At 62.9% G+C, this 13,475-nt stretch carries 12 protein-coding genes; all 12 read right to left on the bottom strand.

The window, feature by feature from the left end; all coding sequences use genetic code 11:
• Positions 1 to 460: 460 nt before the first annotated feature.
• Complete coding sequence (locus tag NKH63_RS02720) at positions 461 to 745, bottom strand: DUF1467 family protein (protein WP_352917627.1); 285 nt, start codon at positions 743 to 745, stop codon at positions 461 to 463.
• On the bottom strand, positions 742 to 1,146 hold the full coding sequence (gene mce / locus NKH63_RS02715) for a methylmalonyl-CoA epimerase (RefSeq protein ID WP_352483057.1): 405 nt from the start codon (positions 1,144 to 1,146) through the stop codon (positions 742 to 744). Before mce ends, NKH63_RS02720 begins: the two co-directional genes overlap by 4 nt.
• A gap of 97 nt (positions 1,147 to 1,243) precedes the next feature.
• Complete coding sequence (locus tag NKH63_RS02710; protein WP_023720735.1) at positions 1,244 to 2,914, bottom strand: ribonuclease J; 1,671 nt, start codon at positions 2,912 to 2,914, stop codon at positions 1,244 to 1,246.
• Between the two features lie 84 nt (positions 2,915 to 2,998).
• Entirely contained in the window at positions 2,999 to 3,820 is an 822-nt protein-coding gene (locus tag NKH63_RS02705) for a biotin--[acetyl-CoA-carboxylase] ligase (RefSeq protein ID WP_352483054.1), read from the bottom strand.
• A gap of 4 nt (positions 3,821 to 3,824) precedes the next feature.
• Positions 3,825 to 5,261, bottom strand: a complete 1,437-nt coding sequence (gene nuoN / locus NKH63_RS02700; RefSeq protein ID WP_023720737.1) for an NADH-quinone oxidoreductase subunit NuoN — start codon at positions 5,259 to 5,261, stop codon at positions 3,825 to 3,827.
• Positions 5,262 to 5,279: 18 nt separating this feature from the next.
• Positions 5,280 to 6,785, bottom strand: a complete 1,506-nt coding sequence (locus NKH63_RS02695) for an NADH-quinone oxidoreductase subunit M (RefSeq protein WP_023720738.1) — start codon at positions 6,783 to 6,785, stop codon at positions 5,280 to 5,282.
• Positions 6,785 to 8,758: an NADH-quinone oxidoreductase subunit L gene (nuoL, locus tag NKH63_RS02690; protein ID WP_023720739.1), complete on the bottom strand. Its 1,974-nt coding sequence runs from the start codon at positions 8,756 to 8,758 to the stop codon at positions 6,785 to 6,787. The genes NKH63_RS02695 and nuoL overlap by 1 nt, the downstream gene beginning before the upstream one ends.
• Positions 8,759 to 8,768: 10 nt before the next feature.
• A complete protein-coding gene (nuoK, locus tag NKH63_RS02685; protein ID WP_023676620.1) occupies positions 8,769 to 9,077 on the bottom strand; it encodes an NADH-quinone oxidoreductase subunit NuoK in 309 nt (102 codons plus the stop codon).
• Between the two features lies 1 nt (position 9,078).
• A complete protein-coding gene (locus NKH63_RS02680; RefSeq protein WP_352483053.1) occupies positions 9,079 to 9,699 on the bottom strand; it encodes an NADH-quinone oxidoreductase subunit J in 621 nt (206 codons plus the stop codon).
• A 118-nt stretch (positions 9,700 to 9,817) separates the two neighbouring features.
• Positions 9,818 to 10,309, bottom strand: a complete 492-nt coding sequence (nuoI, locus tag NKH63_RS02675; RefSeq protein ID WP_023676622.1) for an NADH-quinone oxidoreductase subunit NuoI — start codon at positions 10,307 to 10,309, stop codon at positions 9,818 to 9,820.
• Positions 10,309 to 11,352, bottom strand: a complete 1,044-nt coding sequence (gene nuoH, locus NKH63_RS02670) for an NADH-quinone oxidoreductase subunit NuoH (RefSeq protein ID WP_352483051.1) — start codon at positions 11,350 to 11,352, stop codon at positions 10,309 to 10,311. Before nuoH ends, nuoI begins: the two co-directional genes overlap by 1 nt.
• A gap of 2 nt (positions 11,353 to 11,354) precedes the next feature.
• Entirely contained in the window at positions 11,355 to 13,436 is a 2,082-nt protein-coding gene (gene nuoG / locus NKH63_RS02665) for an NADH-quinone oxidoreductase subunit NuoG (RefSeq protein WP_352483050.1), read from the bottom strand.
• Positions 13,437 to 13,475: the final 39 nt, after the last annotated feature.

The following is a 13,475-nucleotide window of genomic DNA, read 5'->3' as shown; positions in this document are numbered from 1 at the left end:
CCAGGCGCTGCACAGACGCCGCAATTGCCGCACACGGCTTGCTGGGCGTTTCGCAAGCAACGCCTGCCGTACTATTGTGCACTGCAGCACGAGATTGCCTGTTTCCGGGCAAAATTCTTCGTGACATTTTCACCCGCCTTAGGCTAGTGTGCCCCGATAACCGAGAGGGCGGAGAAAAATCTGCCCTCCTACGCGGTCAAAGTCTTGGGAGGATGCGATCTAGGCGCGGTAACTCGCTGCCGCCGGACACCGGAAACAGATCGGACGCGTTTAAATTGCAAGGCCTCGCGCCTTGCATTTTTTTTGTGCAATCATTTGGTAGCAAGACAGATTGCCAAACTACATGACGTTGCGTCAGCCCAAATCCGGCCCACGGCCTTTACTTGGGTTGACCTTGCTGGCTGAGCTTGATTTCAGGGCGTCGGCATAGGTCTTGGATAGCAGGACATTGGGTAGCCGGCTAATGCGCTGGGCTCTGGTTGAAATCCGGCACGATGTGCGGGATGTCGTCGATGCCGAGACCAAGCCCTCTCGTGATGCCGTAGAAGATGCCCATCAGGACCAGTGTGGCGATCGTCGTGCGCAGTGCGGCGCGCACCATATGCGGTCCGCGCGGCGCGCTCGGAACCGTACCCAGCGTCACATCCTGGCCCTCGTCCTGCGTCCGCATGCTGAACGGCAGGACGGCGAACAACACCACCCACCATGTGGCGAAGAACAGGGCGATGAAAGAGACCCAGCTCATGCTTGCTCCAGTTCGACCAGCGTGCCGAAAAAGTCCTTGGGGTGCAGAAACAATACGGGTTTGCCATGCGCGCCGGTCTTCGGATTGCCATCGCCCAGCACGCGCGCGCCGCTGGCCTTGAGACGGTCGCGCGCCGCAACAATGTCGTCAACCTCGTAGCAGACATGGTGCATTCCGCCGGACGGATTCTTCTCGAGGAATGCCGCGATCGGCGAGCCTTCGCCGAGCGGCTCCAGCAACTCGATCCTGGTATTGCCGACGTCGACGAACACCACCGTCACGCCATGCTCCGGCAGCGCCTGCGGCGCGGTCACGCGGGCGCCAAGCGTATCCCGATAGGCCGCCGCCGCCGCAGCCAGATCCGGCACGGCAAGCGCGACATGGTTGAGGCGTCCGAGCATTGACTGCGTCCTTAGGGCAGTAAGGCAATAGGGCAGTATGGGAGTAGGGAAAACTACTTTCTCCCCTACTGCCGTACTGCCCTACTCCCCTATTCCCTTACCGCGTGACGAACACCGTCACCAGCGGCTTCTTGCCCCAGGCTTCGTTGGCCGCGCCGCGCACCGCGCGCCGCACCGCCTCCTGGACCAGGTCGAGGTCTTTTCGGCGCTGGCGGGGGATGGAGTCCACGGCGCCGATTGCCGCATCGATCATCAGGTCTTCCAGGCTCTCGCCGCTGCCATCGGCCTCGGCGACGCCGATGGCGACGAGATCGGGATCGCCGGCGAGTTCGTATTTGTCGTCGAGCACGACATTGACGGCGACGTGGCCGGCGAAGGACAGCTTGCGCCGGTCGCGAATGCCCATCGCCTGGTCGGTGCCGACCAGCCTTCCGTCCTTGTAGATGCGGCCGAACGGCACCTGGTCGATGATCGCAGCCGCACCCGGATAGAGCCTGAGCATGTCGCCGTCGCGCACCTGCGCCACCTGGCCGATGCCGGACGTCGACATCAGCGAGCCCTGCGCCACCAGATGCGCCGCCTCGCCATGCACGGGAACGCCGATCTGCGGCCGCACCCATTCATACATCTTGCGCAATTCGCTGCGGCGCGGATGACCGGAGACATGCACCAGCGCATCGCCGTCCTCAATGATCTTGATGCCGAGATCGATCAGGCGGTTCTTGATCTCGAGGATCGCCTTCTCATTGCCGGGAATGGTGCGCGAGGAAAACACCACCGTGTCACCGGCAGTCAGCGCCACCGACTTCATCTCGTCGCGCGACAGCTTGGCGAGTGCGGCAAGCGGCTCGCCCTGGCTGCCGGTACAGATGATGACGAGGTTTTCGCGCGGGATGAAGCCGTAATCTTCCTCGGCGATGAATTCCGGCAAGCCGTCCATATAGCCGAGTTCATCAGCCACATCGATGACGCGCTTCATCGAGCGGCCAAGCACCAGGCACTGGCGGCCGGCATCCCGCGCTGCCTTGGCGATGGAGACGATGCGCCCGACATTGGAGGAGAAGCTGGTGACGGCGACACGGCCCTTGGCGTTCTGGATGACGCTCTTGATGCCCTCGCCCACCGCCACTTCGGACGGCGATTCCCCTTCCCGCAACGCATTGGTGGAATCGCAGATCAGCGCCAGCACGCCCTTGTCGCCATAGGCGCGGAAGCGTGACTCGTCGGTCATCGGCCCCACCGTCGGCGCCGGATCGATCTTCCAGTCGCCGGTATGGATGACGACGCCGGCCGGAGTGGTGATCGCCAGCGACATCGGCTCGGGAATGGAGTGCGCGACGGGGATGGCCTCGATCTCGAACGGACCGACGGTGAATTTCTCGCCGGCCCGGTAGATCGTCACCGGAATTTTCGGCGCCCCTTGCTCGCCCTGCCGCTTGGCTTCCAGCAGGCCGGCGCTGAACGGCGTCATCCACACCGGCGCCTTGAGCTTCGGCCAGATGTCGTGCAGCGCACCGTAGTGGTCCTCATGCGCATGGGTGATGACGATCCCGCGCAGATTGGCGACATTCTCCTCGATGAAGCGCGTGTCGGGCAGCACCAGGTCGACGCCGGGCAGGGTTGCATCGGGAAAGGTGACGCCGACATCGACGACGATCCATTCGCGCGCATTGGCCGGGCCATAGCCGTAGAGGGCGAAGTTCATGCCGATCTCACCGACACCGCCGAGCGGCACGAAGACAAGTTCGGCGTTTTCCGCTTTCGCCATGATCTTTCCTTCCTTGCCCGTCAAACTCTTGGGCCGGTCAAATTCAAGCTGGTCAAATACAGGCCAGTCAAACGTATTGGCCAGTCAACCGCCGGCCGAGGCAACCGCGCCGAAATGCACGTCGCCGGCGGCGATCGTCAGAACCGAACCTTCATCGTCGCGGATCACGAAACGGCAGTCCTCGTCAATGGTCTCGAAGGTGCCGCGCACCACATTACCGTCAATTCTGACAGCAACCTGCCCGCCAAGCCCCGCCGCACGCGCCAGCCACCGCTGCCTGACGGCGGCAAGCCCACGCCCTTCGTTCCACAGCCGGGCATTCTCGCTCCATGCATCCGACAGCGCCAGAAACAGCGTCTCGGCATCGCAAGCAGACCCCAGCGCGTTGAGCGACGTCGCTGGATAGGGCAAATCCCTGGGATAAGCCACCACATTGACGCCGATGCCGACAGCCACTGCGGAACGGCCCCCCTCCAGCATCGCCGATTCCAGTAGGATGCCGGCGAGCTTGGCGCCCGAGGCAAGCACATCGTTCGGCCATTTCAGCTCGAAACGGTTCTTGCCTTGGCTCGCACCATCGAGGCCGATCGCGATCCTGCCCTTCGGCACGACAGCGTCGAGCGCGTCGGCCAGCGCCAGTCCGGCAACGAAGCCGAGCGTCGCGGCAAGCCGAAGCTCGGTGTTGGTGATCACCAGCAGCGTCGCTGCCAGATTGCCTTCGGGCGTCGCCCAGGCGCGGCCACGGCGGCCACGCCCGGCTTCCTGCTTTTTTGAGACGACCCAGAGCTTGCCCGGATCGCCGGCCCGCGCGTGCTCCAGCGCCAGCGCATTGGTGGAGCCGACCGCGTCGTGCGCCTCGAGCCGGAACCCTTCCGAAGCCGCGGTTGGAGCCAGCCTGAATGTCATTCCGTCAGAAGAAGGTCTTGGCTGCGGCAGCGGCATAGGTTCCGATCGGGCCGCCGATCAGCACATAGAACAGCACGAAGGCGCCGCAGACGCCGAGCACGACGCGCAGTTCGGTCGCCATCGGAACGAAGCCGCCGACCGGTTCGTCGAACCACATGATCTTGATGATGCGCAGATAATAATAGGCGCCCACCACCGAGGCCAGCACGCCGATGATCGCCAGCGCGTAGAGATTGGCATTGATGGCGGCAAGGAACACGTACCATTTTCCCCAGAAGCCGGCGAGCGGCGGGATACCGGCCAGCGAGAACATCAGGATGGTGAGGATCGTCGCCATGATCGGGTTGGTCGCCGACAGGCCGGCGAGATCGCTGATCTGCTCGACATTGCCCTCCTTGCGCCGCATGGCGAGGATGAAGGCGAAGGTGCCGAGCGTCATCACCAGGTAGATCAGCATGTAGATGGCGACGCCGCGCACGCCGTCCTGGCTGTTGGCGGCAAGGCCGACCAGCGCATAGCCCATATGGCCGATGGAGGAATAGGCCATCAGCCGCTTGATGTTGGTCTGGCCGATCGCCGCAAAGGCGCCGAGCGCCATCGACGCGATCGAGATGAAGACGATGATCTGCTGCCAGTCGGCGGCGATCGGCTTGAAGGCGCCCATGGTGACGCGCACCATCAGCGCCATCGCCGCCATTTTGGGTGCCGCCGCCAGAAAAGCCGTCACCGGCGTCGGCGCACCTTCATAGACGTCGGGCGTCCACATATGGAACGGCACCGCCGAGATCTTGAAGGCAAGGCCGGCCAGCACGAAAACCAGGCCGAAGACGAGGCCGAGCTGGCGCTCGCCGCCGCTCAGCGCCGCGGCGATCTCCTGGAAGCCGGTATTGCCGGTGTAGCCGTAGACCAGCGAGATGCCGTAAAGCAGCATGCCCGAAGACAGCGCGCCAAGGACGAAATACTTCAGGCCGGCCTCGGTCGAACGCAGACTGTCGCGGTTGATCGCCGCCAGCACGTAGATCGCCAGCGACTGCAGCTCGAGGCCGAGATAGAGCCCGATCATGCCGTTGGCCGAGATCATCAGCATCATGCCGAGCGTGCAGAGCAGGATCAGCACCGGATATTCGAACTTGTCGAAATGCTCCGCCTGGGCAAAGCGGACCGACATGACCAGCGTCACCGCCGAGCCGATTAGCGCCAACACCTTCATGAAGCGGGCGAACGGATCCTGGATGAAGGCTTCGCCATAGGCGTTGCCCTGCCCCGGGGAAAAGATCAGCCAGGCGCCAGCGATCACCAGCACGGCGACGGCAAGGCCGCTCACTGTGACGGTGGTGTTGGCGCGCGAATAGGCGCCGAGCATCAACAGCGCCAAGGCGCCGATGGCGAGGATCAGCTCTGGCGTCGAGAGCGACAGGCTGGAGAGAAGGTCCGGCGTCATGGTTCGCAAAACCCCCAGTCAGTTCGCCGCCGCGGTCTGCGCGGCGCCGATGGATGCAGTGACATTGGTAACGAGCGCCTTGACCGATTCGGCCGTCGCGTCGAAGATCGGCGCCGGATAGACGCCGAAGAAAATGACCAGCGCGACCAGCGGATAGATGATCACCTTCTCGCGTGTCGACAGGTCGAGCAGTCCTTTCAGGCTTTCCTTGGTCAGTGCGCCGAAGATCACCTTGCGGTAGAGCCAGAGCGCATAGGCCGCCGACAGGATGACGCCGGTGGCGGCGAAGAACGCCACCCAGGTGTTGACCCGGAACACGCCGAGCATGGTCAGGAACTCGCCGACGAAGCCGCTGGTGCCGGGCAGACCGACATTGGCCATGGTGAAGATCATGAACACGGTTGCATATTTCGGCATGTTGTTGACCAACCCGCCATAGGCGTCGATGTCACGCGTGTGCATGCGGTCGTAGACGACGCCGACGCAGAGGAACAGCGCGCCTGAGACCAGGCCGTGCGACAGCATCTGGAAGATCGAGCCCTGCACGCCTTCCTGGTTCATCGCGAAGATGCCCATGGTGACGAAGCCCATGTGAGCGACCGACGAATAGGCGATCAGCTTCTTCATGTCCTCCTGCATCAGCGCCACCAGCGAGGTGTAGATGATGGCGACGACGGAGAGCGTGAAGATCAGCGGCGCGAACATTTCGGAGGCGATCGGAAACATCGGCAGCGAAAAACGCAGGAAGCCGTAGCCGCCCATCTTGAGCAGGATGGCGGCCAGGATCACCGAGCCGGCCGTCGGCGCTTCGACATGGGCGTCCGGCAGCCAGGTATGCACCGGCCACATCGGCATCTTCACCGCAAAGGAAGCGAAGAAGGCAAGCCATAGCCAGGTCTGCATATTGGCCGGGAAGTTGTGGGTCAGAAGCGTCGGGATGTCGGTGGTGCCGGACTGGAAGAACATCGCCATGATGGCGAGCAGCATCAGCACCGAGCCGGCCAGCGTATAGAGGAAGAACTTGAACGAGGCATAGACGCGCCGCTTGCCGCCCCACACGCCGATGATGATGAACATCGGGATCAGGCCGGCTTCGAAGAAGACGTAGAACAAGACGATGTCGAGCGCGCAGAACACGCCGATCATCAGCGTCTCGAGCAACAGGAAGGCGATCATGTAAGCCTTGACGCGCTTCTCGATCGATTCCCACGAAGCGAGGATGCAGAGCGGCATCAGGAAGGTGGTCAGGATGACGAACAGCATGGAGATGCCGTCTACGCCCATATGGTAGGAGATGCCGGAATCCAGCCAGGCAAACTTCTCGACGAACTGGAAGCCGGGCTGCGAATTGTCGAAGCCGGTCCAGATGAACAGCGAAACCACGAAGGTGAAGGCGGTCGTGAACAGCGCAATGGCGCGGATGTTGCGGCGCGCATTGTCGCTGTCGTCACGCACGAAAAGGATGAGCAACACACCAACCAGCGGCAGGAAGGTGACCAGCGATAGGATCGGCCAGGCGGTCATCAGAGCATCATCCAGGTGACGAGTGCGGCAACGCCGATCAGCATGGCGAAGGCATAGTGATAGAGATAGCCGGTCTGCAGCTTGACGACGCGGTTGGTGACGTCGACGACGCGCGCCGAGATGCCGTCCGGCCCGAGCCCGTCGATGATAGTGCCGTCGCCGGTCTTCCACAGGAAGCTGCCGAGGCGCTTTGCCGGCCGCACGAACAGGAAGTCGTAGAGCTCGTCGAAATACCATTTGTTGAGCAGGAAGGCGTAGAGCAGGCGATGGTTGGCCGCGACGCTCCGAGGCATTTCCGGCGCGCGAATGTAGAATTGCCAGGCTATCGCAAAGCCGATCAGCATGGCGATGAACGGCGCGAGCTCGACCCAAAGCGGCAGTTCGTGGATCTCGTGCAGGATGTGGTTGTCAGGCAGCGTGAACAGCGACACCTTCCAGAATTCGGCATAGCCCTCGCCGATGAAGGCGCCGTGGAAGATCACGCCGGCGAACAGGGCGCCTGCCGCCAGGATGAACAGCGGCACCAGCATGACCGGCGGCGATTCATGGACATGGTGCATCACCTCATGGCTGGCCCGCGGCTCGCCATGGAAGGTCATGAAGATCAGCCGCCAGGAATAGAAGGAGGTGAAGCAGGCGGCAACGACCAGCAATATGAAGGCAAACCCGGCGACCGCATTGTGGCTGGCAAAAGCGGCTTCGATGATGGCGTCCTTGGAGAAGAAACCGGCCGTGCCGATGATCGTCACCGGGATGCCGACGCCGGTCAGCGCCAACGTGCCGATCACCATCATCCAGTAGGTCGTCGGGATGAGCGTCCTCAGGCCGCCCATCTTGCGCATGTCCTGCTCGTCGGAGACGGCGTGGATGACCGAACCCGAGCCGAGGAACAGTAGCGCCTTGAAGAAGGCGTGCGTGAACAGATGGAAGATCGCCGCGCCATAGGCGCCGACGCCGAGCGCCACGAACATGTAGCCGAGCTGCGAACAGGTCGAATAGGCGATGACACGCTTGATGTCGTTCTGGACGAGGCCAACTGTCGCCGCGAAGAAGGCGGTGAAGGCGCCGATGAAGGTGACCACGGTCAGCGCCGAATGCGACAGCTCGAACAGCGGCGACAGCCGCGCCAGCATGAACACGCCTGCCGTCACCATGGTAGCGGCATGGATCAGCGCCGAGACCGGCGTCGGGCCTTCCATGGCATCCGGCAGCCAGGTGTGCAGCGGCACCTGCGCCGACTTGCCCATGGCGCCCATGAACAGGAGCAGGCAGACGACTGTCATCGCGGCTTGCTTATCAAGCGCATAGCCGAGGAAGGTCAGTACGGCCGGACCCTGCTGCGCGCCTTCGGCCGGAATGAACGTCGCCGCATTGGCGAAGATGGTGCCGAGATTGACCGAGCCGAAAAGCACGAACACGCCGAATATGCCAAGCGCGAAGCCGAAATCGCCGACGCGGTTGACGACGAAGGCCTTGATCGCAGCCGCATTGGCCGACGGCTTCTTGTACCAGAAGCCGATCAGCAGATAGGAGGCCAGACCGACACCTTCCCAGCCGAAGAACATCTGCACGAGGTTGTCGGCCGTCACCAGCATCAGCATGGCGAAGGTGAACAGCGACAGATAAGCGAAGAAGCGGGGCCGGTCCGGGTCGTGATGCATGTAGCCGATCGAGTAGATATGGACCAGCGCCGACACCGTATTGACGACGACCAGCATCACTACGGTCAGCGTGTCGATCCGCAGCGCCCACGACGCTTCGAGGCCTCCCGACTGGATCCAGCGCATCACCGGCACGGTGAACACCTCGCCGCCGCCGAAGCCGACCGAGAAGAAGGCGACCCACGACAGCACAGCCGCGATCACCAGGAAGCCGGAGGTGATGTATTCGGAAGCCTTGGCGCCGAGCGAGGTGCCGAACAGGCCGACGATCAGGAAGCCGAGCAGCGGAAGGAAGACGATGGCCTGATACATGGTGGTTCCGTCAACCCTTCATCATGTTCACGTCTTCAACCGCGATCGAGCCGCGGTTGCGGAAGAAGACGACGAGAATGGCAAGGCCGATCGCCGCCTCGGCCGCCGCGACGGTCAGCACGAACAGTGCGAACACCTGGCCGACCAGATCGCCGAGCGCCGCCGAAAAGGCGACGAAATTGATGTTGACCGCAAGCAGGATCAGCTCGATCGACATCAGGATGACGATGACGTTCCTACGGTTCAGGAAGATGCCGAACACGCCGAGCGTGAACAGGATCGCCGATACGGTCAGGTAGTGCGCGATGCCGACGACCATCTCAGACTCCTTCGCCCGTCTTGACCTTGCGGATTTCCACTCCGGTTACCGGCGTGCGGCCGACCTGGGCGGCGATCGACTGCCGCTTGACGCCCGGCTTGTGGCGCAGCGTCAGCACGATGGCGCCGATCATGGCGACCAGCAGCACCAGCCCCGCCACCTGGAAGTAATAGAGGTAATCCGTATAGAGGATGTCGCCGAGCGCCGCCGTGTTGGAGCGCGCGGCCAGGTCCGGGATGGGCTTCGAAACCGTCGCCGCCAGTTTCGGCGCAAATGTGTAGCCGCCGAGCACGATGATCAGCTCCGCTGCCAGGATCAGGCCGACCAGCGCGCCGATCGGCGCGTATTGCAGGGCGCCTTCCTTCATCTCGGCGAAATCGACGTCGAGCATCATCACGACGAACAGGAACAGCACCATAACCGCGCCGACATAGACGACGAGCAGGATCATCGCCAGGAACTCGGCGCCGGTCAGCATGAACAGGCCGGCGGCGTTGAAGAAGGTCAGGATCAGGAACAGCACCGAATGCACAGGATTGCGCGCCGAAATGACCATGAACGCCGACGCTACCGCGACAAAGGCGAAGAGGTAGAAAAAGGCCGCCTCTAGTCCACTCAGCATGGGTTCCCCCGGGTTTCCTGTCCGAACAGGACATTCGTCCTGTTTTTTGCCACCGCCTCCGGCCGGCAAGTTGCGTGTTCCTTAAACGAGGCCCCTCGCCCCGTCCATGCGTCAAATATCAGCGGTAAGGCGCATCCAGCGAGATGTTGCGCGCAAGTTCACGCTCCCAGCGGTCGCCATTGGCCAGAAGCCTGTCCTTGTCGTAATAAAGCTCCTCGCGCGTCTCCGTCGCGAATTCGAAATTCGGCCCCTCGACGATAGCGTCGACCGGGCAGGCTTCCTGGCAGAAGCCGCAATAAATGCATTTCACCATGTCGATGTCGTAGCGCACGGTGCGCCGCGTGCCGTCATTGCGGCGCGGGCCGGCTTCGATGGTAATGGCCTGCGCCGGGCAGATCGCCTCGCACAATTTGCAGGCGATGCAACGTTCCTCGCCGTTCGGATAGCGGCGCAGCGCATGTTCGCCACGGAAGCGCGGGCTGACCGGCCCCTTCTCATGCGGATAATTGATCGTCTCCTTCGGCGCGAAGAACTGGCGCATCGACAGGAAGAAAGCACTGACGAAATCCTGCAATAGCAGTGACTTGGCGGCCTGGGACAATGCTGACATCAGGCAAACCCCGTGATCTTGAGGAAGGCGGCGGTGGCGACCACCATGAACAGCGAGATCGGCAGGAAGACCTTCCAGCCGAGCCGCATCAGCTGGTCGTAGCGATAGCGCGGCACGAACGCCTTCACCATCGAGAACATGAAGAACACCAGGCAGACCTTGAGCACGAACCAGATCAGCCCCGGCACCCAGGTGAACGGCGCGAAATTGAAGGGCGGCAGCCAGCCGCCAAGGAACAGGATGGTGGCCAGTGCGCACATCAGGACGACGGCGACATATTCGCCCAGGAAGAACAACAGGAACGGCGTCGAGGAATATTCGACCATATGGCCGGCGACGAGTTCCGATTCGGCTTCCACGAGGTCGAAGGGCGGACGGTTGGTTTCCGCCAGCGCCGAGATGAAGAAGACGATGAACATCGGAAACAGGGACAGCCAATGCCAGTCGAGGAAGGTATTGGGCAGGCCGATCCTCGTGCCCAGCCCATCCTGCTGCGACAAAACGATATCGGTCAGGTTGAGCGAGCCGACGCAAAGCAGCACGGTGACGATGACGAAACCGATGGAGACTTCGTAGGACACCATCTGCGCCGCCGAGCGCAGCGCACCGAGGAACGGGTATTTCGAATTGGACGCCCAGCCGCCCATGATCACGCCATAGACCTCGAGCGAGGAGATGGCGAAGACGTAGAGGATGCCGACATTGACGTTGGCGATGGCCCAGCCCTCATTGACCGGGATCACCGCCCAGGCTGAGATCGCAAGCACCGCCGACACCAGCGGCGCCAGCAGGAAAACGCCCTTGTTGGCGCCGGACGGAATCACCGGCTCCTTGAAGACGAATTTCAAAAGGTCAGCGAAGGCCTGCAGCGTGCCCCATGGGCCGACGACGTTCGGTCCGCGGCGCAATTGCACCGCCGCCCAGATCTTGCGGTCGGCGTAAAGCACATAGGCGACGAAGATCAACAGAACGACGATCAGCACGACCGACTTCAAAAGGATCAGCAGCGCCGGCAGCACGTAGAAGGAGAAGAAGGTGTCCATGTCTACTCCGCCGCCTGCCTGAAGCCGTTCTTCGCCAAAGCCGAGCACTCGGCCATCACCGCGGAAGCCCGCGCGATCGGGTTGGTCAGGTAGAAATCCTTGACCGGCGAGGTGAAGGTGCCCTTGTTCAGCCGCCCGCCGAGCTTGGCCACCCTGGCGATGTCGGCCGGGTCGCCGGCCGCGACATGGTCGATGCGGGCAAGATGCGGGTATTCCGCATAGAGCCTAGCGCGCAATTGCGGCAGCGAATCGAACGGCAGCTTCTTGCCGAGCACATCCGACAGTGCCCGAAGGATCGCCCAGTCCTCGCGCGCCTCGCCGGGCGCGAAGCCGGCCCGGTTGGTCTGCTGCACGCGGCCTTCGGTGTTGACGAAGGTGCCCGACTTCTCGGTATAGGCGGCACCCGGCAGGATGACGTTGGCGCGATGCGCGCCCTTGTCGCCATGCGTGCCGATATAGACGACGAAAGCGCCGCCGGTCTTGGCCATGTCGATTTCGTCGGCGCCGAGCAGGAACAGCACATCGGTCTCGCCCAGCATGCCGGCGACGTTCCTGCCGCCCTCGCCCGGCACAAAGCCGACATCGAGGCCGCCGACCCGCGCCGCCGCGGTGTGCAGTACGGCAAAGCCGTTCCAGTCGGCCCTTGCGGCGTTGACGGCGACGGCGAGCTTCGCCGCCTGGCCGAGCACGGCCGCGCCGTCCGGACGCGCCAGCGCACCCTGGCCGACGATGATCAGCGGATGCGTCGCCTTCTTCAGCAGTTGAAAGAATTTGCCGTTGCCATCGGCAAGATCCTTCAGCGATTCCGGCCCGGCGCCGAGTTGCTCGTAATCATAGCGCGTATCGCCGACATCGCCGATGACGCCGACCGGCAGATTGCCGGCCCGCCAGCGCTTGCGGATGCGGGCGTTGAGCAAGGACGCCTCGAAGCGCGGATTGGCGCCGATGATCAGCACCGCATCGGCCTGTTCGATGCCTTCGATGGTCGGGTTGAAGACATAGCTCGCCCGGCCGAGCGACGGATCGAGTGCGGCACCGTCCTGGCGGCAGTCGGTGTTCTTCGAGCCAAGCGAAGCCATCAGAAGCTTCAGCGCGTAGATCTCCTCGACGGCGGCAAGATCGCCGGCAATGGCACCGATCTTTTCGGGTGCGGCATTCGACACCGCTTCCTTGATCGCGGCAAAAGCCTCGGCCCAGCTTGCGGGGGCCAGTCTGCCGTCCTTGCGCACATAGGGCCGGTCGAGGCGCTGCGTGCGCAAGCCGTCCCAAATGAAGCGGGTCTTGTCGGAAATCCATTCCTCGTTCACCGCCTCGTTGGTACGCGGCAGGATGCGCATCACTTCGCGGCCTCGGCTATCGACGCGGATCGCCGAGCCGACGGCGTCCATGACGTCGATGGATTCGGTCTTGGTCAGTTCCCACGGCCGTGCCTGGAAGGCGTAGGGTTTGGAAGTCAGCGCACCGACCGGGCAAAGGTCGATGACATTGCCCTGCAGTTCCGAAGTCATCGCGCTTTCGAGATAGGTGGTGATCTCGGCATCCTCGCCGCGGCCGATCAGACCGAGTTCCGATATGCCGGCAATCTCGGTGGTGAAGCGGACGCAGCGCGTGCAATGGATGCAGCGGTTCATGATCGTCTTGACCAGCGGCCCGATATACTTGTCTTCGACCGCCCGCTTGTTCTCGTGGTAGCGCGAGGAATCGACGCCGAACGCCATCGCCTGGTCCTGCAGGTCGCACTCGCCGCCCTGATCGCAGATCGGGCAATCCAGCGGATGGTTGATCAGCAGGAATTCCATCACGCCTTCGCGCGCCTTCTTGACCATCGGCGTGTTGGTGAAGATTTCCGGCGGCTCGCCGTTCGGGCCGGGGCGCAGGTCGCGCACGCCCATGGCGCAAGACGCCTGCGGCTTGGGCGGCCCGCCCTTGACCTCGATCAGGCACATGCGGCAATTGCCGGCGATCGACAGCCGCTCGTGGAAGCAAAAGCGCGGAACTTCCGCGCCGGCGTCCTCGGCCGCCTGCAGCAGCGTGTAATGGTCGGGTACAGTGATCTCTTTCCCGTCGACCTTGAGCTTTGCCATTTCGCCTCAAACCCCTGCGGACGTTCCGCAATCTTTCCT

The sequence above is a fragment of the Mesorhizobium sp. M0960 genome, from assembly GCF_040319055.1.
Lineage (GTDB): Bacteria > Pseudomonadota > Alphaproteobacteria > Rhizobiales > Rhizobiaceae > Mesorhizobium.
The sequence above is the reverse complement of the archived record's forward strand: the minus strand, read 5'-3'. Positions and strand labels throughout refer to the sequence as shown.